Here is a 20,011-nt window from a genome sequence, read left to right on the forward strand (position 1 = left end):
TAAGATATCAGCATAACAACAAAGGGATTGATAATGAAAATAAAAGATTTAGCAGTGGCCATTGTAGCCAGCTTGACGCTTTCGGCTTGCATAGCCACCCAAACTAACCAAAATTCAACACCACAAAGTGCCGCCGTTGCCACCAATACCAATAAAGTATTCAGTCAAAATTATGTTTTTAAAGAATTAGACAATGGCTTACGCGTGCTGATTGTAAAAACCGATTATCCTGATCTGATTTCTGTACAAATTCCGGTTTCAGTTGGCTCTCGTGATGAAGACGAAGTGGGTAGAACTGGCTTTGCACATTTTTTCGAACACATGATGTTCAAAGGCTCAGAAAAATTCCCACAGGCGATTTATGCTGATTTATTTAAAAATGCTGGTGTTGATAATGGTGCCTACACCACCAACGATTACACCAACTATCATTTAGATTTCTCTAAAAATCACTTAGATAAAGTATTAGAGATTCAAGCAGATCATTTTAAAAACCTGACTTACACAGAAGCACAATTTAAAACCGAAGCATTAACAGTTAAAGGTGAATACTTAAAAAATAATGCCAGTCCTGTGCGTAAATTACTCGCTGCTGTGCGTAAAGAGGCCTTTGACAGCCATACTTATAAACATACTACCATGGGTTTTTTTGAAGACGTGGAAGCTATGCCTGAGCAAATTGCTTATGGCGAAAAATTCTTTAAACAGTTTTATAAGCCCGAATATGTTTCGTTAGTCATTGTTGGCGATGTCGAGCCCACAGCGACTATGGCAATGGTAGAAAAACATTGGGGTAATTGGCAAAGAGGAGATTTTGTTAATGACATTACACCAGAGCCAAAACAACTAGCAGCGAAATATATCCATGAAAAATTTGACGGTTTACCGGGCCATTGGTTATTAGTGTCGTATAAAGGGACTGATTGGCAACCAAAGAAAAAAGATCGTGCGGCATTAGATTTAATCTCTGAATTATACTTTTCCAATAACTCAGCCTTGTATCAAGAACTCGTGGTTGACAAGCAATTGGCAAGCCAAATGTTTAACTACAATCCAGCGACAAAAGATGCCGGTTTACGTCACGTTTTTATTAAAGTGAACGAAGAAAAAGATTTAGCGATTGTGCGTGATGCCATCAATCAAACCTACGCGCAAGCGCGTACTGAATTAGTCTCAATAGAAAAGCTTGATAATTTAAAATCAAACTTAAAATATAGTTTCATCAATAGCTTAGACTCTTCAGAGTCAATTGCTTCAACCCTAGCAAGCTACATGCACTTTGATCGCGACCCTGAAACGATTAATCATCTTTATAACAGCTTCGATAATATCTCTGCTGACGATATTAAGCGTATCGCTAATAAATATTTTATTGATGATAACCGGACAACGGTTACGTTATCGGCATTAGATAAAGTGACGGGATTTGAGCAAGAAGTTGCTTTAAACGCTGCGGTGACAAAACGTGAAGCGAAAAAAACGCCAGCGAGTAAAGCACAATTTGCGCTATTAGATAATACCAATGACTCACCATTGATTGATGTTAACTTTTTGTTTTATACCGGTGCCGCTGCTGATCCCGCCGATAAAAAAGGCGTTGCGGCATTAATGGCAAGCATGTTGACCCGAGGTGGCTCAAAAACACGTAGCTATAAAGCTATACAACAAGGTTTATATCCATTAGCTGGACAGTTTTCGTCTCAGATAGATAAAGAAATGATGTCGTTTACTGGCCGTGTGCATAAGGACAATGCTGAACCCTGGTATCAATTAATCAGTGATCAATTACTTAACCCAGGCTGGCGCAAAGATGACTTTAAACGTCTGAAAAAAGAGTTAATTGACGGGATTAAATCAGGACTTAAATCGTCTAATGATGAAGAGTTGGGTAAAGAAGTGCTTTATAGCGAACTTTATCAAGGTCACGCTTACGAGCATTATAATAGCGGCGACTTATCTGATTTAGCAGCGATTACCCTTGATGATGTGCAGGCTTTTTATCGCGCACAACTTACGCAGGCTAAATTGCATGTGGGTATAACGGGCGCACTGCCAAGTGGTTTAAAAAGCCAATTATTGAGTGATTTTTCGACCTTACCTGTGGGTGATGAAAAACGTTTAAGCATTGCAAAAGCGCCGGTGTTAAGAGGTCATCATGCAACCATAGTTGAAAAAAATGCGCAATCAACCGCGGTTTCATTCGGTTTTCCAATTGATACTATTCGTAATGACCAAGATTGGGTTGCGCTATGGTTAGTGCGTTCATACTTTGGTGAACACAGAAGTTCAAATAGCTACTTGTATCAACAAATACGTCAAGCACGTGGTATGAACTACGGTGATTATTCATATATCGAATATTTCCCACGTGGCATGTACCAAACTAAGCCAGATGCAAACTTAGGCCGTTCTAGTCAAATATTTCAAGTCTGGCTGCGACCATTACGTTCGAATAATGACGCCCATTTTGCGACCCGGGCCGCGTTATACGAATTAGATAAGCTAATTAAAAAGGGTATGAGCGAAAAAGACTTTCAAGCCACGCGTAATTATTTAACTAACTATGCGCCACAACTAGTAGCGAGCCAAGATCAGCAACTAGGTTATGCCCTTGATAGTGAGTTTTATCAAACCGAAGAATTTGTTAACTATGTACGTGGGCAATTTGCTAAATTATCCTTAGCCGATGTCAATCGAGTAATTAAAGAAAACTTACAAACTGATAATATTCACTATGTCTTTATTTCAGGTGACGGTGAAGACATGAAAAAACGCTTGTTGTCGGAGCAAGTTTCATCATTGAAATATAATGCTGAAAAACCAGCTGAGTTATTAGCCAGCGATAAAATTATCGAAAGCTATAAACTGAAGTTAGCCAGTAAAAATGTTGACGTGATCGCTGTTGATACGGTATTTCAATAGGGCTATGTAAGGTATAAAGCTAACTTTATACCTTCATTTTACACGCCTACTTTGCACGTTAACATCATCAGTTATTTAAATAAAACATCACGCTAGCCGTGGTGTTTTTATACTCAGACCGCTCTCAAACCTCCTCTAACTAGCAGTGTTAAGCAATATCTAACCAAGCAAGATATTGTTGCTAGTCTTTTAAAAACCATAGGTTATGGTGAATCTCGCTCCGTGGCTGATAACATGAAGGCTAATGGCCGCGCACTTAATCGCCGGGTTGAAATTCAGATCATTCCACAGCAAACATAGCCGAAACTGTAAGACCAAACCATTAGAACCAAAGTAAGATAAAATACCGCGTAACCTCGCGGTATTTTTCATTTTAAAGCCATAGCAAACTCAATATCTTAGTGCCCTTTTGACTTTATCAACAATACCTTGCTGTTCATACACTCGCTTGTTATCAAGCAGCAATTATACTCAATGGCTTCATAAGTTAGGCTAATTGGCATCACTAGCCTAACAAGGTGTTTCACGATATTATGACGGGTAAATGAGTGTTTGATTTTTTGCAACTAACCACTCTTCATCGCCAATTATTGAAACGATAGTACAAGTTATGAAAACAAAATTAATCACCCGAGCGGGTTATGTTTTATTACAACAAGAGTTAAATAAACTGTGGCGTGAAGACCGTCCTGAAACAACTCGTAAAGTATCGTGGGCGGCAAGTTTAGGTGATCGCAGTGAAAATGCTGACTATCAGTACAACAAAAAACGCCTGCGTGAGATAGACCGCCGTGTGCGCTATCTTCGCAAAATACTTGAAGAGTTAAAGATTGTGGATTACGGACCACAGCAAGAAGGTAAAGTATTTTTTGGCGCTTGGGTGAGTTTAAACAATGACGATAATGAAACGCTAAAGTTTCGTATTGTCGGCCCAGAAGAGATCTATGGCCGCAACGATTTTTCTTCAATCGACTCCCCTATTTCACGCGCTTGCTTAAAAAAAGCCGTTGATGACGAAGTGGTGGTGAAGACGCCAACAGGTGAAAAAATTTGGTACGTTAGTGATATTCAGTATGAGCAATAATAGGTACAAATAATTCACTAGCGTTACACTTACAAACTCAACTTAGGTATTAAGCGTTATTAAAATGAAAGGTTAAGTCATCAGGCTATGACAAACAGCACAAGCTAACAAATAAAAAAATATCATAATAATAGCTGCATGGTCACTCTGTAAGTATTAACGAGCTTTAGTTTTATTTAATGACAAAAAAGCCAGCATCTAGCTGGCTTTTTTTTCTATTGTTTGGCTAAAATTATTGCGCGATTTTCACACGAATTTTATTTTTTGCGATTTTGCTTTCATGTAAATTAGACAAGGCTAGTTTTGCTTCTTTTTCATCAGGCATTACAACAAAAGCAAAACCTTTTGATTTGGCCGTTTCTTGGTCTAAAACTAAGTTACATTCAGTGACAGTACCATGAGCAGAAAATAAAATACGGAGTTCCTGTTCGGTTGTCGTACGAGAAAGGTTGCGAACTAAAAGTTTCATAATTGACCATAGGTATGTGATTGCGACCATAATTATCTCATAGTTTGACCATAGACCAAGCTATTTTCTGCATTTGACTAAAATAACTTAGCCGCATAGCCTTGCTCAACGTGCACAATCTGTCTATTAAAATGCAGTAGATATATGCGCCACGGTGTGGCAAAGTTATTTTTCAGCACCTTAAGTATCTCAATAATAGCGGCTATTTCTCTAGCAAATAGGTTAATGCTCAGCTTATAAAATTAATTGCTGTAGTGACAAATGCTTACTTCTTTCGCTTAACTGCGCTAACAGCAATTCAGCTGTTGCGATAGAGTCATTGAGTGCATTATGCGCATAGTGCTCAGGTAGGTCGTACTTTTCTCGTAAGGCTAATAGTCTTAATTCAGAAGGGTCGTAGGCCAGATCTCTTTTATCGAGTCTCCTTTTAGCGACCACTAAGGTGTCTATGATGGGAAATGGTGGCGCCATACCATAGAGTTCAAGACAGGCTTGTCGCAAAAACTGTCGTTCAATACGGGCAAAGTGTACTAACATCACTTTGCCGGCAAGGCGCTTAAGTAATTGTTCTATCACCTCAGCTAAGGGCTGGCCTTGGTCTTTTTGGTCGTCAGTAATTTGATGAATAGTAACATTATTGGCCTTTAAGCTACCTTTAGCGTTAATAATTTGGTGATAACTGCTGCCCAACTTTATTTGATTATGGTTTAATTCTACGCAACCGACACTGAGTAACTGATCTTGCACGGCATCTAAACCTGTGGTTTCAAAATCTACCGCTAAAATTGGAATACAATTCAACGGAGTGTTAAGCGGTGGAAAGGGTACGCTGAGAAAATCACGTAATGGCCCTTCAGGCGCCTTTTTTAGCATACGTTTACGTTGTGCTTCGTAACCGAATAGCCAGCGAGTTAATGGATGATGGTTTAACATAATAAATGGCTATCGCTAATAGGTTGACTGACGGCTGTCTTGCAGGGTTTTGATCACTTTAAAGGCATCTTTTAAGTGTTCACGCTCGAGTTTAGATATATCTTTAGGTGACAAGTAGTTATTAGGCTGTTGTCCTTTTTGTAATTTGTTGGCTTGGTGCATCATGCGCAGCATACTTAAAAATTCATAGGCGTCAATAAGGTTTGCTGCCGATGCTTTGGTTAATGAAGGTGTTCCTGCTGCTTGCTTTAACCGCTCTATGGTATTGACCGAAGAAATCCCCTCAGATAGTGCATAAATACGGGCCAGATCAACTATTGGGGCAATGCCGTTGTGTTTTAAATCTAGTGTGGCTTTATTTTCGCCATCTTGAATTAAGACAAAATCACGGAAAAAACCTAGTGGTGGCCTTAAATTTAAAGCATTACGCGATAAGTGTGCAATAAATAGTGTGCTACTTTGGGTTTTTTTTAACATTTTCACTCGAACTTGCTCGAGTAAACTACTCTCGCCATAAACCGTGATTAAGTCAAAAAAAGTGCTGCAATGCATTAAGGCTTTTGGGTCTGGTGTGTTAATCCACTGAGCAAAATATTGTGACCATTTTTTTTGTGTTTGGCACCACTGAGGGTTTGTCGCCATGACATTGCCAGGGCAGTAAATAAAACCACAAGCGGCTAAGCCATCAGAAACAAAAGTAGCAAGATCTTTAAACCAATAGCCATGCTGTGGTTGCATCTCGTTTGAAATGATCAAGGCGTTGTCTTGATCTGAGTGAGCAAATTGCTCTTGTCTTCCTTGCGAGCCTGCGGCCAACCAAGCGTAAGGCACAGGTGGTGGGCCTAATAATTTTTCCGCCATTTCAATTAATCGAATAGTAAACGCCATGGTAATGGCACTAATACTTTTACCAACATGGTCAGCGGTAGTGCCTAGTTTTGCCATCCGAATTTGCAGTTTCGGTATCATGCTACTGATTTCGATGAGTTCGTCGACCGATTTTGCTTTATGAGTAATGCTGGTAATGTTAATGGCATTTTGCCCTTCATTATTCATTAAATCAGTGACAGTGACCATGCCTTTGAGTTGGCTATAGGCCGTGACAGGTAAATGATGAATATGCTTTTGTGTCATCATCATTAACGCGTCATAGGCGGTACTTTTAATATCAATTGTCGCCATGTCATCGGTCATGATTGCGCTAACCGGTTGCTCAATACCTAAGCCTTGCGCCACACAGCGCCGACGAATGTCTTTGTCGGTTACTATGCCGAGTAATTGATCATTCTGTACAATAACCAAACATGAAAAACCTTGTTCGGTCATTAAAATAGCCGCTTGTTGAATACTGGTGTCAGGGCTTACGGAAACAACAGGGTCATGACAAAGGTGAGCGATTGAGCTATTAAGTAATGAAGAATTTAAAATAGCGTCTTCATTAACTTGCAACATTTTTTTATTGAGGCGTTGCTCAGATGTTTGCTGAAAAAATGCCAGCACATCGGGATATTCACTGACCAGCTGGTGAAAGTTATGGTAGTTGATGCTGTAAAGCAAGGTATCTTCATCAGAGGTAACTTTAGTCTTGTCATCATTATTTAGGCAAAAAGCGGTACAAATATCACCTTCACTATATTTCCCCAATAACTCATTATTTTCAGTGACATAACTTAATGCACCTTTGCGTAATATGTAGAGGTTCGCGGCTACAATACCCTCTGGAGGTAGCGACTGCCCCCTACGCACATAACAAATACTGATCTCTTTAACGACTTGTTCAATGATATTACTAGGCAATAAATCCATCGGAGGAATCGCTTGTATAAATTCACTGATTTCGGTTAATGCTGAGTCCATGGCAATATTTCCAATAAGTATCCTTAGTGTATTTAGATGAATTGTAACCCTTAAGTCAACTATTTCACCCGTGTTCTAGACTAAAGTTTAATAGGAGAGTCGAAAAAAGATTGTTAGTGTGTAGCCTAGAGTAGGTTAAGTATTCATTTATCCACGTTTGCTTGTGCTAGCTGGTCGAATCAATAGTCAACCTTACTTTAAACAACGGGTATAAAGCGTATAAAAATCATAAAACGCTGTGCCTATTAAGCTAAACAGGTTTAATAGGAATAATCGCTAGGAGAGAATGATGGAAGGTAATGCAACATATTGGTCAGAGAATCTGCGCCTAATATTTATAAGTCTTGTTATTTGGTTCGTAGTTTCATTTGGTTTTGGTTTACTGCTTGTTGAACCATTAAATGAGATACGTCTAGGTGGGTATAAGCTAGGTTTCTGGTTTGCACAACAAGGTTCGATTTACACATTTGTCGGTTTAGTTTTTTGGTATACCAAAAAAATGAACGACCTTGATAAAAAATATAACGTGGAGGAATCATAATGGATGAGTTAAAACTTTATACCTACATTGCTGTGTTCGGTTCTTTCGCCGTTTACTTTGGTATTGCTTGGTGGGCGCGTGCGGCTTCAACCAGTGATTTCTATGTCGCTGGTGGTGGTATTACGCCAATGCAAAATGGTATGGCTATCGGTGCCGATTGGATGAGTGCTGCGTCATTCATTTCAATGGCGGGTATGATCTCATTCTTAGGTTATGGCGGTTCTGTATTCCTAATGGGTTGGACGGGTGGTTATGTATTACTAGCCATGTTGCTTGCACCTTACATGCGTAAACACGGTAAGTTTACTGTACCTGAGTTTATTTTTGATCGTTATTATTCAAAAACTGCACGTATTGTTGCGGTTGCTTGTTTAATCATCGCTTCATTAACTTACATCATCGGTCAAATGAAAGGTGTGGGTGTTGCTTTCTCTCGCTTCTTAGAAGTTGATTATGATTTAGGCCTTTACATCGGTATGTTCGTTGTTTGGGTTTATGCGGTACTCGGTGGTATGAAAGGTATTACTTACACGCAAATTGCTCAGTATTGTGTATTGATTTTTGCTTACACCATTCCAGCAGTATTTATTTCTTTACAGTTAACAGGTAATCCAATTCCACAACTAGGCTTAGGCTCTACCTTGGCAGATGGTAGTGGTGTTTACTTACTTGATAAGCTGGACATGGTAGTCACTGATCTTGGGTTTAAAGAATACACTACTGATAACATGGGTAGCTCAGTAAATATGTTCGCATATACCTTGTCACTGATGATTGGTACCGCAGGTTTACCTCACGTTATCATGCGCTTCTTCACTGTTCCTTCAGTAAAAGCAGCACGTCAATCAGCAGGTTATGCTTTAGTTTTTATCGCTTTGTTATACACAGTTGCTCCAGCAGTTGGCGCTATGGCTCGTTTGAACTTAATGAACACTATCGAACCAGCAGCCGGTCAAAATATGGAATATGCTGAGCGTCCTCAGTGGTTTAAAGACTGGGAAAAAACGGGTTTATTACAATTCGAAGATAAAAACGGCGATGGTAAAATACAATACAACGCTGATAAAACAACGAATGAAATGATTAAAGTTGACCGCGACATTATGGTATTGGCTAACCCTGCAATCGCAAACTTACCAAACTGGGTAATTGCATTAGTTGCCGCTGGTGGTTTGGCTGCCGCTTTGTCTACTGCAGCCGGTTTACTATTAGCAATATCCTCATCTATTTCCCATGATTTAATGAAAGGTATATTAACGCCCGATTTAACTGAGAAAAATGAGTTACTAGCAGGTCGAATTGTTATGACAATAGCGGTTCTGGTCGCTGGCTGGTTGGGTTTAAATCCGCCTGGCTTTGCCGCAGGAACGGTTGCACTAGCCTTTGGTTTAGCTGCATCGTCAATATTCCCAGCGCTAATGATGGGTATATTTTCTAAGAAAATGAGTGGTACCGCAGCAGTATGGGGTATGTGTTCAGGTATCGGTGTAACTATGCTTTATGTGTTCCAACACAAAGGCCTTATGTTTATTCCAGGTACATCTTTCTTAGGTGATATGGGTCCTAACTGGTTCTTTGGTATTTCACCTAATGCCTTTGGTTCAGTCGGCGCATTTGTTAACTTTGCTGTAGCATTTACGGTATTAAGATTTACAGGTCCAGCGCCAGCTCATATCCAACAATTGGTTGAGAACTTCCGTACACCACATGGCGGTGTTTCAGCAGCACATGATCACTAATAGCGTGTGATGGTATTTAATACCAATTAAATACCAATTAAATAAAGGCTCCACTTGTGGAGCCTTTAGCTTTTATTGTTAAGGATGGCTTTAAGCTAGATAACCAGCTGATGTCATAGCAATTTCATTAATTAGGTGGTCTACTTTATACGCAGGAAAAATGGCCAAATATAAGACATTTATTTTAATAACTAGTTATTCTAATTATTAAATAAATAACGCAGTAGTTGGTTATTTTAACCAGTAAAAATGATCAGGTAATTAGTGAGATTGGTATCAGATACACAGTTGTAAAATAACCTTTAAATTTGAATACTAAAGAAAATAAGGATAATCATGAATCGTCATACAAGAACAGCATTAATAGTGGCACCGTTTCTTATCTTGGGTGGCTACATTGCGTCAGATTTTTATATCGAAAATAAAGCAGATCAAGAAAGAGTATTTAATATGGTACCCTTTGGTCTTTGTGATGTGATCAATGAAAAGTGTGTTTTGAAATCAGGCACATTTGAGGTCAATATTTATGATAAAGCGGGCACCACAACATTAAATTCGACTTTTCCACTCGATAGTGCAACATTTTTTTTAGTTGATAATAACAACCAAGTCAGCGCTTACCCTTTAGGTATGATGGATAGTGCCTATTACTGGCAGAGCCCAACACCTTTACGCAATAATATTAGTAACAAGGGTGATAAGCAAAAATTACGCATTATTGCTAATATCAAAGGGGGTCAATATATTGCGGAGTTTTCTACTCAAACATTGAAGTAGCATTAAATTTTAAGTTTAATGACATCTCTGAATAAACCCATATAATCAGATGATTAATATCAGTTATAGAGAAATATTATGTTTCCAAATTGGCAATTAGCAGGCTTAAGTTTTGCTTATATAGGTTTGCTGTTTTTTATTGCCTATATTGGAGATAAATACCGTCATAAATTATTACGCAAAAGCCAGGCGATAATTTATGCATTAACCCTAGGCGTTTATTGTACGTCGTGGAGTTTTTTAGGCACTACTGGACAAGCGTCGAGTAATTTCATTTCACATTTACCGATATATTTAGGGCCTATACTACTCTTTATATTCGCTTGGCCTTTCATTCAACGCATTATTAGCGTTAGTTTAAAATTAAATCTTACTTCGATCGCTGATTTATTAGCCGCTCGCTTTGGTAAATCACATAACTTAGCCATTTTAGTGACCATAGTCGCGTTAGTGGGCACCATGCCTTATATTGCGCTGCAATTAAAAGCCATTGTTTATACTTTTCAACAGCTGCAAGCAGAGCGGAGTTTAGCTAATTGGCATTTTGGTTTAATCGTTAGTTTAGTCTTAGCCGGCTTTACCATAGTATTTGGTGTGCGTAATATCGATGTGACTGAACGTCATCCAGGTGTCATGCTCGCGATAGCCTTTGAATCTTTAGTTAAGCTGTTTGCCTTCGCGGCCGTTGGTATTTTTGTTACCTACGTACTCTTTGATTCGCCAATGGAAATTTGGCGTCGATCGTCAACTATCCTCAATCTTGAACAGCAACTGAACTTTCCCAATATTATGTCAATGTTCGCTATGCTAGTGATCACCATGGCGGCATTTTTATCATTACCACGACAATTTCAAGTCATGGTAGTTGAACTTAAAGATGAAAAAGATACTTGGCTTAGTCGTCGAATTTTTCCACTTTACTTATTAATATTTGCAATTTTTGCGGTGCCGTTAGGGCTAGCAGGACAGTTATTATTAGGTGATAGTGTTCCCTCTGATGCTTACGTATTATTTCTACCTTGGTATCATCAACAACCTTGGTTGACCTTGTTAACCTTTTTGGGTGCAATATCTGCTGCCAGTTCTATGGTAATAATTTCTTCTATTGCTTTGAGTACTATGCTCAGTAATGAAATTGTTTTTCCATGGTTATACCGAACAAATAAACACCATGAAACAGATTATGATAATTTCCGTTTACGATTATTAACTATTCGTAAGATATTAATTTTATTTGTTATTTTATTAGGTTATGGCGTGTTTTTGATGACATCGCCAGATACCTTAAGTTCTTTAGGTGAAATAGCCTTTGGTGCTTTTGCCCAATTAACGCCAGCATTAGTCGCCGCTTTTTATTGGCGTAGAGCCACTTTAACTGCGGTTTATGGCGGAATTGTGATTGGTTTTGGTGCTTGGTTAACACTCAACTTTCTGCCACAATTTGGCCTTTATCCAAATCCCTTTGAAGGCGGCTTTCTACCGGCTAATTCAATGGCGAGTCTGCTGTCATTATCAGCTAACATTATTGCCATGTGGTTACTTTCTCATGTTAGTCGTCAAAGTGTACAAGAGCGCATGCAAGTATCCTTGTTTATGGAATACAAGGCGCCAAAAGTTTTACAGTTACAACGTAATAAACAAATCAATTATCAAGAACTTGAGCTATTACTTTCACGCTTTGTTGGTGAAGAGAAATCCAGTGCTAGTTTTATACAATTTCAGTGTTCAACAGACAAAAAACAAATGAGCAATGTGACATATAACCAAAAATTATTGCAACACACTGAAAATACTTTGGCGAGTGTTATGGGGGCATCGTCTGCCCGTTTAGTATTATCATCGGCGTTGGATGGTCGTGATATTGCTTTAGACGAAGTGGCGGTATTAGTGGAAGAAGCGTCGAGCCAACGCCAACAATATAGCCAAGATTTATTACAAAGTGCGATCGAAAATGCCAGTGAAGGGATTTCCATTGTTGATAGTGAGTTAAACCTTGTTGCCTGGAACAAAAAGTATGTAGATTTATTTAACTACCCCAGCGAGCTGGTTTTTCAAGGTAGCCCTGTCAGTGATTTAATTCGCTTTAACATACGTCGAGGTTTATGTGGTGTGGGTAAGGTTGATGAACAAGTTAGTAAACGCCTAATGCATTTACGCAATGGCAGTCCGCATAGCTCTGAACGAGAAGATAGTGACGGTAGAGTCATACGTATTGAAGGTAATCCGCTACCGGGTGGTGGCTTTGTTATGCTATTTTCTGATATTACCGTCTATCGTCAAGCCGAAAGAGGTTTAATTGAAGCCAATGTGGATTTGGAAACACGGGTGCTTGAGCGAACACAAAAATTAGAGCAAACCAACGATGCTTTAGCTTTAGCCCGTGAAAAAGCCGAGCAGTCGCATATTAAAAAAAGCTTATATTTAAAAGCTTGTAGCCATGACTTAATGCAGCCATTAGAAGCTGCGCGGCTATTTACCTCAGCTTTAGCTAGCCAAGGCAATTTAACGGCAACACAACAACGACAGGTAGACAATATTGACCACTCTTTAAAAGTAGCCAATAATCTAGTGGCAGATTTAGCAGAAATCTCCCGGATTGAAAGTGGTAATATAAAACTTAATATTAGCTCTTTTTCATTGAAATCTTTATTTGATGATATTGCCAAAGAGTTTTCTGCCAGTGCTGTGGAACATCAAGTAGAGTTTCGAGTACGCTGTAACTCCATGTGGTTACGTTCAGATCGAAATTTATTACGCCGAATATTGCAAAATTTAATTGGTAACGCCTTTCGTTATGCCAGTCCAGGTAAGATATTGTTAGGGGCACGAGCGAAAGGAGATATTGTTGATATACAAGTGCTAGATAATGGTCCAGGTATTCCTGAAGAAAAACAAACCATGGTATTTGAGCAATTTACCCAGTTAGATAATCAGCAGAGTTCATCAGCAGGAGGTTTAGGCTTAGGGCTAAACATTACCCAAAGCTTAGCTAAATTATTGGGTCACCCTTTAACGCTGAGTTCACAAGTGAATATGGGTTGTAAATTTACCGTTGGAGTTGAACACACTCGAGCACAACAAGAATCAGTAGCCAAAAAACCTGTGGTTAATTTGGGTTTAAGCAATGTTACGGTAATGTGTATCGATAATGACCCTGATGTCTTAGGTGGTATGGTTGAGCTATTATCAGTATGGGGTTGCAATGTATTGGCTGCGGATTCATATCATCAAGCACTGTCAATTTTTGATGAGCACAAAAACGATATCGAAATACTGTTAGTTGACTATCAACTCGACGCTGACTTTAACGGTATCACGTTAATTAAAGAGTTAAGAAAGTTGAGTCGACACTACGTGCCTGCGGTGTTAATTACTGCAACCACAGATAGTAACCTAGAGGAAAAAGCCCTAGTAGCAGATATTGGTTTTATGCGTAAATTGATTAAACCTGCCACACTTAGAGCGATGATGAGTTCGATGTTAACGAAAAAAATGCAAGAAAAGTATGGGCACTAATAACTCATGATAACCTTACTTATTTTCAACTTGAGTGATTCAAGTTCAGGTAACTACACATTAAAAGTCTTGTAATTGCACGTCAGAAATATCAAGTTGAGCAATAACGATAACCGCTTGTGTGCGGTTACGAACATCAAGTTTACGAAATATTGCCGTGGCATGCGCTTTGATGGTCGCCTCTGAAACATTTAAATCATAGGCAATTTGTTTATTAAGCATGCCTTGGGCGAACATCATTAAAATTCTATATTGTTGTTGAGTCAGGCTAGCAACACGCTCTGCAATATTGTTATTGTCTTGCATCGGTGACGACTCACTGTAAGCATCGGGTGTCCAAACATTACCCAATAAGACTTGTTGAATGGCATTATAAATATCTTCAACGGGGGTAGATTTTGGAATAAAGCCTGAAGCGCCATAACCCATAGATTTATGTATGGTTTCGTGATCTTCATGAGCCGATACCACTACAACCGGTATTTGTGGAAAATGATTACGTACATGTATTAAGGTATTAAAGCCATGGGCACCAGGAATATGTAAATCTAGTAATAGCAGATCACTGTCGTTATTGTCACGCAGTTGCTGTTCTAACTCAGCTATAGTTTGTGCTTCCAGCCAATGTGTTTGAGTTAGTTTTAATTTTAATGTCCCTAATAATGCTTGTCTAAATAATGGATGATCGTCAGCTATTATAATTTTTTCTGGCTGAATCATATCGTTATTTCCTTTATAAAATTTATAGGATGCCAACCCTATTTTAGGTTGTTTACAATGGGTTGTTCATTAGACTTTAGTCTAGCAAAAATTTCGTTGATCTGGTCGGATTTTAGCCAAATCAATCAAATAGTGCTAAAATCGAGTATATAACAGTAGCAAAAAAAAGGAAAAGCGAATTCTAGCGCATTAAAATAAGGCGCTACAGCATCACTTATGACTTTTCTGGAATATTGGCTAATACGGCTAATAATAACTGCCAATATCGCTCAACGGTCGCTATTTGTACTTTTTCATCAGGTGAATGAGGGAATTTGATCGTTGGACCAAATGACACCATATCCCAATGTGGATAAGCGGTTTTGAATAAGCCACATTCAAGACCGGCATGAATGACCATAATTTCAGGGACTTTATTAAACAGTGTTTGATAAGTGTCACGCACAGTTTGCATTAATCCTGAACTGGTATCAGGTTTCCAACCAGGGTAAGCGCCAGAAAATTTAATACTCGCGCCAGCGAGCTCAAATACAGATTGCACCATAGTTTGTGCTGCTAAACGCCCGTCGTCATGTAAGCTACGGATCAAAGTCATCGCAACAAATTTATTACCTTTGCTGCGCATAACACCTAAGTTTAATGAGGTTTCAACAATGCCTTCAATGTCATCGCTCATCCGTAACACACCATTAGGGCAGGCGTTAAGTGCACGTAAGATAGTATTTTGGCTGGCTTGCGTCCAACATTCATCAAAGGTTTCTGGCGAAATCAATAACATCTCGATATGGGTTTCGATAGCACCTAGGGATTTGCGCACTGTTGCTAAATACTCAGCTAGCTTGACTTTTAATGGCTCAATTTTTGTACGGCTAATAACAAAGCTAGCATCGGCTTCGCGCGGAATAGCATTACGTAAACTGCCGCCATTTAATTCTGTTAAACGCAAACCTAAGGTATTGCTAGCGTCGAGTAAAAAACGCACCAATAGTTGGTTAGCGTTGGCTCGACCGGTATGAATGTCGACACCAGAGTGCCCACCTTTAAGACCCGATATTGACAAGTTAAATGATTCAACATCCGCAGGCGCACCTTCATTATTAATAGCGAAAGTGGCTGCACCATCAATGCCACCAGCGCAACCCATGTAAACTTCACCTTCTTGCTCTGAATCAGTATTGATTAACAGGTCACCGTCCAACCAACCGGCTTTAAGACCAAAAGCACCAGTCATGCCAGCTTCTTCATCAATGGTGACTAAAACCTCTAGCGGGCCGTGTACAACATTGTCACTAGCCAAAACCGCTAACGCAGATGATAAGCCAATACCGTTATCTGCACCTAGTGTCGTACCTTCAGCGGTTACCCAGTCACCATCAGCTTCGGTAATAATGTATGGCTTAATAGGGTCGATACGAAAATCATGATCAGTAGCCGCATTTTTCTGTGGCACCATATCCATATGAGCCTGTAAAATAACGCCTTTTTTATTTTCCATACCTGCCGTGGCGGATTTTTTAATAATGAGGTTGCCAATAGCGTCTTCTTTGACACTTAGCCCGAGTTCAGTTGCAAAGCTTTGAATCCACATCGATATTTTTTGCTCATATTTTGATGGGTGTGGAATACTACAAATTTTATCAAAAATTTGCCATAACTTGCTTGGTTCTAGTTGTGCTAACGTGCTCAATAGCCTTCCTTAAATTTTTACTTACTAATGACAAATAATTTCTTCTCACCATAATTTGTTTCGCAGCAATGGCCTATTTATCAGCCATTAAAAATTGCCATTGCTCATTAAAGTCGTTACTAGGTTTCTTGGTAAAGTCAGAACGAACATATTGGTTAATTTTACCTTCGGCGTAAGCCATTAAAATGTTGGCTAATGCCTGATCTGAAATGGTGAAACCTTTACCTTCACGTAGCTTACGCTCTCGCAAAACTTGCTTAAATTGTAACTGAAGTTTTTCAAAAAATTGATTCACACGAGCCCGTAGACGCTCGTTTTCCCCCATTAATGCATCACCAGCAAGAATGCGGCACATACCGGGATTACGCTCAGCAAAAATAAGTAATACATGCAAAATATGATGGCAGCGAATCAAGGCTTGTTTATGGTCAGTTAGTATCAGGTTTACCCGAGAAAAAATAGATTCTTCAATAAACTCTATTAAGCCTTCAAACATCCGTGCTTTGGATGGAAAGTGGCGATAAAGTGCGGCTTCAGATACACCGACTTCAGCTGCAAGCTTTGCCGTTGTGATCCGCTGCCCTGCGCTGGTTTCTAGCATATGAGCAAGACATTCTAAAATTTGTTGTTTACGATTAGGTTTTTGAGTTGCCGACATAAAACTGATTCTCTATTGTTATTATATTTTCAACAGTCAGACCGAACGGATGGATAAATTATGCCGATGGTTTTACTACTAAAAAATTAGCGTGATTGTATAGCGTTATTTAGCTGATGTTCAAGCCTGAAATTAACCACCCGACATTAGTTCTTTAATCGAGAACTTTGCCATGTTTGGTGAATATGTTGGACTAATTGTTTAGCCAGCTCATTTTTGTTCATTAAAGGTAAAACTTTTTTATCACTAGCGGTAAATACCGTTAACGCATTGTTGTCACTGTTAAAACCTTGGCCTGCAGCAGCGACGTTATTGGCGGCAATCATATCAAGATTTTTACGGGCTAATTTATCACGAGCATAATGTTCTACATTTTGCGTTTCAGCGGCGAAACCAATCGTAAAAGGCTTGTGCTCTAATGCAGCAACATCAGCGACAATATCAGGGTTCTTAATCAGGTTAAGCTGCATGGTATTGTGCGATTTTTTAATTTTTTCACTAGCAATATGATCAATACGGTAATCAGCCACAGCAGCACAAGCAACAAAAACATCAGCACCAGGCGCAAGCGCGATAGCCTGTTGATACATCTCTGCGGCACTAGTTACCGCTATTTTTTGGCAACCTTGTGGGGTTACTAAGCTAACAGGTCCTGAGAGGATGGTGACCTCTGCGCCAAGGCTTTGCGCTGCATTGGCAATAGCAAAACCCATTTTTCCTGAGCTGTGGTTGGAAATATAACGCACAGGGTCAATAGCTTCGCGTGTCGGCCCAGCGGTAATTAACCATTTCTGCCCAGTTAAAGGTTTTGGTTGATTTAAGTCAGTATCATGGTTCTTCATTTTTACGATTGCTTGGCAAGTTAGTTCAACTAACTCAGGCACGTCTAACATGCGGCCTAAGCCGACATCACCGCAGGCTTGTTCACCAGCACCTGGACCAAATAACCTGTAGTGCCATGACCTTAAGGTGTTAATATTTTTTTGTGTTGCTGGGTTATGCCACATTTGTTGGTTCATTGCCGGTGCAATAGCAACTGGCGCTGCGGTCGCTAAACAAAGTGTGGTGAGTAAATCATTTGCCAATCCGGCGGCAATCTTAGCAATAAGATCGGCTGTAGCTGGCGCAATTAAAATAAAGTCAGCCCATTTTGCCAGCTCGATATGGCCCATAGCCAACTCAGCTTGCGTATCTAATAAACTACTTGATACCGCATTGGCGGAAACCGCTTGTAAGGTTAATGGCGTGATAAAGGCTTGAGCGCCTTCTGTCATCACCACACGAATATCAGCACCTTGGTCTTTTAATCGACGCACTAGCTCTGGCGTTTTGTAGGCGGCAATGCCACCACTGATACCCAATAGGATTTTTTTACCCTGAAGAATCTGCATAAACTGCTAATCTTAATAACGACAATGGGCAATAAGATAGCATTATCGCACTTTTATTCAAATCACTTTGCAAGGATGCACTTATGTTAAAAGACTGGCCAGACTGTGAAAAACCACGAGAGAAGTTATTACACTTTGGCGCGAAAAGCTTAAGTGATGCCGAACTGCTGGCAATATTCTTGCGCACAGGTGTTAAAGGTTGCCATGTAGTTGACCTTGCAAGAAATTTATTAAAAAGTTTTGGTAGTATTTCGCAAATATATCAAGCGGGATTAGATGACTTTTGCCAGCATCATGGTTTAGGTGTTGCAAAATATGTCCAGTTACAGGCATGTTTAGAAATGTCGACACGCTATTTAGCGGAACAGATGCAAATGGGGCAAGCGTTAACGTCTTCACTGAGCACGCAAAACTTTTTAAAATCTGAGCTGCGCCATGAAACCCGAGAAGTATTCGCTGTGCTATTTTTAAATACTCAGCATCAAGTGATAAAGTTTGAACGCTTATTTCACGGCACTATTAATGCTGCTGCAGTGTACCCACGCATTGTGGTTGAGACCGCGCTAAAATATCAAGCGGGAGCGGTCATTCTTGCACACAATCACCCGTCGGGTATTGCTGAGCCAAGTATGGCCGATAATCAAATTACCAGTCGACTAGAACAAGCACTGGCGTTAATTGATATAAAAGTTCTTGATCATATTATTGTGGCGGGTTGTCATTGTTATTCGTATGCTGAACATGGCCGAATGATTGAATAATATGTGAGTGTTTCACCAAGCTGTGTTGAGCTCCAAAGAATACATTCCGTGACAAGCAACAAGTTGCACAGGAGGGGGTGTTGTTTTCGCCTTGCCAGATTAGCCTTGCGTAAAACAGCCATAGCACAACTACAAGCATTTGCGCTTAATACCCAATTTAATACCCAAGTAGCTATGTCAGCTATTATTGACATTTTAACTCATGCACTGGCTAAAAAAGATCAAAAAGAAAGATCACGTAAATAGTTAGCTGTTAAAATACACTAAAAATGTACCATTAACACTCTATTCGGATAATAATAACTCATAAAACACGAGAGTTATATCAATTATTCAACTTAAACCATTGAATTATATTAACTTTAAAAACTATTCACTTTAAAGTTGATTAGTACTGGCATTCATTTTTCACTTTCACTATAATATGCCACCTTTTTCAGGATCCCGAGGCGACGGTCTTGGGGAAATACAGCACGACCTGAAATTAATTTTGGAGTACTCATATGTCTAAAGTTTGCCAAGTAACAGGCAAAAAGCCAATGGTTGGAAATAACCGTTCGCACGCAAGAAACGCGACTCGTCGTCGTTTTTTACCTAACCTTCAAACTCACCGTTTTTGGGTTGAGAGTGAAAATAGTTTCGTTAAATTACGCTTAACTCCGAAAGGAATGCGTATTATCGATAAAAACGGTATTGATGCAGTATTAACTGATATCCGTGCCCGTGGCGAAAAAGTTTAAGGAATTGCAATGCGCGATAAAATTCGTTTAGTTTCTAGTGCTGGCACTGGCCATTTTTACACTACTGACAAAAACAAAAAAACTATGCCTGAAAAGATGGAGATCAAAAAGTTTGATCCTCGCATCCGTCAGCATGTTATGTACAAAGAAGCTAAAATCAAGTAATTGATACTGCTTATTTAAAAACCCGGTTTATACCGGGTTTTTTATTGCCTA

Annotated in this window: 17 protein-coding genes; 10 read left to right on the plus strand and 7 right to left on the minus strand. The window is 39.4% G+C overall.

Annotation, left to right across the window (positions count from 1 at the left end; genetic code table 11):
* The first annotated feature begins 33 nt into the window (after positions 1 to 33).
* Complete coding sequence (locus tag H4J46_RS13295; protein WP_182233932.1) at positions 34 to 2,922, plus strand: pitrilysin family protein; 2,889 nt, start codon at positions 34 to 36, stop codon at positions 2,920 to 2,922.
* Between the two features lie 610 nt (positions 2,923 to 3,532).
* Positions 3,533 to 4,006, plus strand: a complete 474-nt coding sequence (gene greB / locus H4J46_RS13300; protein ID WP_182233933.1) for a transcription elongation factor GreB — start codon at positions 3,533 to 3,535, stop codon at positions 4,004 to 4,006.
* Positions 4,007 to 4,238: 232 nt separating this feature from the next.
* Here greB and H4J46_RS13305 read toward each other — a convergent pair whose 3' ends face one another.
* The 3 genes from H4J46_RS13305 to H4J46_RS13315 form a co-directional block, all read right to left on the minus strand.
* On the minus strand, positions 4,239 to 4,475 hold the full coding sequence (locus H4J46_RS13305) for an RNA-binding protein (protein WP_182233934.1): 237 nt from the start codon (positions 4,473 to 4,475) through the stop codon (positions 4,239 to 4,241).
* A gap of 234 nt (positions 4,476 to 4,709) precedes the next feature.
* Positions 4,710 to 5,408 (minus strand): exonuclease domain-containing protein, encoded by a 699-nt coding sequence (locus H4J46_RS13310; protein ID WP_182233935.1) that lies wholly within the window; start codon positions 5,406 to 5,408, stop codon positions 4,710 to 4,712.
* A gap of 15 nt (positions 5,409 to 5,423) precedes the next feature.
* On the minus strand, positions 5,424 to 7,265 hold the full coding sequence (locus H4J46_RS13315) for a putative nucleotidyltransferase substrate binding domain-containing protein (protein ID WP_182233936.1): 1,842 nt from the start codon (positions 7,263 to 7,265) through the stop codon (positions 5,424 to 5,426).
* A 289-nt stretch (positions 7,266 to 7,554) separates the two neighbouring features.
* Between H4J46_RS13315 and H4J46_RS13320 the strand changes: the two genes are divergently transcribed.
* From H4J46_RS13320 to H4J46_RS13335, 4 genes are all read left to right on the plus strand, one after another.
* Positions 7,555 to 7,806 (plus strand): DUF4212 domain-containing protein, encoded by a 252-nt coding sequence (locus H4J46_RS13320; RefSeq protein ID WP_182234058.1) that lies wholly within the window; start codon positions 7,555 to 7,557, stop codon positions 7,804 to 7,806.
* The gene (locus tag H4J46_RS13325) at positions 7,806 to 9,545 is read left to right on the plus strand and encodes a sodium:solute symporter family protein (RefSeq protein ID WP_182233937.1); all 1,740 of its coding nucleotides are present in this window, start codon (positions 7,806 to 7,808) and stop codon (positions 9,543 to 9,545) included. The genes H4J46_RS13320 and H4J46_RS13325 overlap by 1 nt, the downstream gene beginning before the upstream one ends.
* A 336-nt stretch (positions 9,546 to 9,881) precedes the next feature.
* On the plus strand, positions 9,882 to 10,322 hold the full coding sequence (locus H4J46_RS13330; protein WP_182233938.1) for a hypothetical protein: 441 nt from the start codon (positions 9,882 to 9,884) through the stop codon (positions 10,320 to 10,322).
* A gap of 78 nt (positions 10,323 to 10,400) precedes the next feature.
* Positions 10,401 to 13,838, plus strand: coding sequence for a PAS domain-containing hybrid sensor histidine kinase/response regulator (locus H4J46_RS13335; protein WP_182233939.1), 3,438 nt, complete (start codon positions 10,401 to 10,403; stop codon positions 13,836 to 13,838).
* 60 nt (positions 13,839 to 13,898) lie between these two features.
* Here the strand turns inward: H4J46_RS13335 and H4J46_RS13340 are convergent, their stop codons facing one another.
* From H4J46_RS13340 to coaBC, 4 genes are all read right to left on the minus strand, one after another.
* Positions 13,899 to 14,558: a response regulator transcription factor gene (locus H4J46_RS13340; RefSeq protein WP_182233940.1), complete on the minus strand. Its 660-nt coding sequence runs from the start codon at positions 14,556 to 14,558 to the stop codon at positions 13,899 to 13,901.
* Between the two features lie 214 nt (positions 14,559 to 14,772).
* Positions 14,773 to 16,245 (minus strand): aminoacyl-histidine dipeptidase, encoded by a 1,473-nt coding sequence (locus tag H4J46_RS13345; RefSeq protein ID WP_182233941.1) that lies wholly within the window; start codon positions 16,243 to 16,245, stop codon positions 14,773 to 14,775.
* Positions 16,246 to 16,318: 73 nt separating this feature from the next.
* On the minus strand, positions 16,319 to 16,903 hold the full coding sequence (gene slmA, locus H4J46_RS13350) for a nucleoid occlusion factor SlmA (protein WP_182233942.1): 585 nt from the start codon (positions 16,901 to 16,903) through the stop codon (positions 16,319 to 16,321).
* A 146-nt stretch (positions 16,904 to 17,049) separates the two neighbouring features.
* The gene (gene coaBC / locus H4J46_RS13355; protein ID WP_182233943.1) at positions 17,050 to 18,294 is read right to left on the minus strand and encodes a bifunctional phosphopantothenoylcysteine decarboxylase/phosphopantothenate--cysteine ligase CoaBC; all 1,245 of its coding nucleotides are present in this window, start codon (positions 18,292 to 18,294) and stop codon (positions 17,050 to 17,052) included.
* Positions 18,295 to 18,377: 83 nt separating this feature from the next.
* Here coaBC and radC point away from each other — a divergent pair, with 83 nt between their 5' ends.
* The 4 genes from radC to rpmG all read left to right on the plus strand — a co-directional run bounded on the left by radC (position 18,378) and on the right by rpmG (position 19,960).
* On the plus strand, positions 18,378 to 19,055 hold the full coding sequence (gene radC / locus H4J46_RS13360; RefSeq protein ID WP_182233944.1) for a DNA repair protein RadC: 678 nt from the start codon (positions 18,378 to 18,380) through the stop codon (positions 19,053 to 19,055).
* A 48-nt stretch (positions 19,056 to 19,103) separates the two neighbouring features.
* Positions 19,104 to 19,301, plus strand: a complete 198-nt coding sequence (locus H4J46_RS13365; protein WP_182233945.1) for a hypothetical protein — start codon at positions 19,104 to 19,106, stop codon at positions 19,299 to 19,301.
* A gap of 257 nt (positions 19,302 to 19,558) precedes the next feature.
* A complete protein-coding gene (gene rpmB / locus H4J46_RS13370) occupies positions 19,559 to 19,795 on the plus strand; it encodes a 50S ribosomal protein L28 (RefSeq protein ID WP_146877856.1) in 237 nt (78 codons plus the stop codon).
* 9 nt (positions 19,796 to 19,804) lie between these two features.
* Positions 19,805 to 19,960 (plus strand): 50S ribosomal protein L33, encoded by a 156-nt coding sequence (gene rpmG, locus H4J46_RS13375; protein ID WP_070375415.1) that lies wholly within the window; start codon positions 19,805 to 19,807, stop codon positions 19,958 to 19,960.
* The last annotated feature ends 51 nt before the right edge of the window (positions 19,961 to 20,011 follow it).

Origin of the sequence: Colwellia sp. MB02u-6, assembly GCF_014077095.1 — a bacterium.
In the GTDB taxonomy this organism is placed as follows: domain Bacteria; phylum Pseudomonadota; class Gammaproteobacteria; order Enterobacterales; family Alteromonadaceae; genus Cognaticolwellia.

Excerpts from the sequence above, each read along its gene's own strand:
- H4J46_RS13295 (WP_182233932.1), top strand. The coding sequence starts at position 34 with ATGAAAATAAAAGATTTAGCAGTGGCCATTGTAGCCAGCTTGACGCTT.
- greB (WP_182233933.1), top strand. The coding sequence starts at position 3,533 with ATGAAAACAAAATTAATCACCCGAGCGGGTTATGTTTTATTACAACAA.
- H4J46_RS13305 (WP_182233934.1), bottom strand. The coding sequence starts at position 4,475 with ATGAAACTTTTAGTTCGCAACCTTTCTCGTACGACAACCGAACAGGAA.
- H4J46_RS13310 (WP_182233935.1), bottom strand. The coding sequence starts at position 5,408 with ATGTTAAACCATCATCCATTAACTCGCTGGCTATTCGGTTACGAAGCA.
- H4J46_RS13315 (WP_182233936.1), bottom strand. The coding sequence starts at position 7,265 with ATGGACTCAGCATTAACCGAAATCAGTGAATTTATACAAGCGATTCCT.
- H4J46_RS13320 (WP_182234058.1), top strand. The coding sequence starts at position 7,555 with ATGGAAGGTAATGCAACATATTGGTCAGAGAATCTGCGCCTAATATTT.
- H4J46_RS13325 (WP_182233937.1), top strand. The coding sequence starts at position 7,806 with ATGGATGAGTTAAAACTTTATACCTACATTGCTGTGTTCGGTTCTTTC.
- H4J46_RS13330 (WP_182233938.1), top strand. The coding sequence starts at position 9,882 with ATGAATCGTCATACAAGAACAGCATTAATAGTGGCACCGTTTCTTATC.
- H4J46_RS13335 (WP_182233939.1), top strand. The coding sequence starts at position 10,401 with ATGTTTCCAAATTGGCAATTAGCAGGCTTAAGTTTTGCTTATATAGGT.
- H4J46_RS13340 (WP_182233940.1), bottom strand. The coding sequence starts at position 14,558 with ATGATTCAGCCAGAAAAAATTATAATAGCTGACGATCATCCATTATTT.
- slmA (WP_182233942.1), bottom strand. The coding sequence starts at position 16,903 with ATGTCGGCAACTCAAAAACCTAATCGTAAACAACAAATTTTAGAATGT.
- coaBC (WP_182233943.1), bottom strand. The coding sequence starts at position 18,294 with ATGCAGATTCTTCAGGGTAAAAAAATCCTATTGGGTATCAGTGGTGGC.
- radC (WP_182233944.1), top strand. The coding sequence starts at position 18,378 with ATGTTAAAAGACTGGCCAGACTGTGAAAAACCACGAGAGAAGTTATTA.
- rpmB (WP_146877856.1), top strand. The coding sequence starts at position 19,559 with ATGTCTAAAGTTTGCCAAGTAACAGGCAAAAAGCCAATGGTTGGAAAT.
- rpmG (WP_070375415.1), top strand. The coding sequence starts at position 19,805 with ATGCGCGATAAAATTCGTTTAGTTTCTAGTGCTGGCACTGGCCATTTT.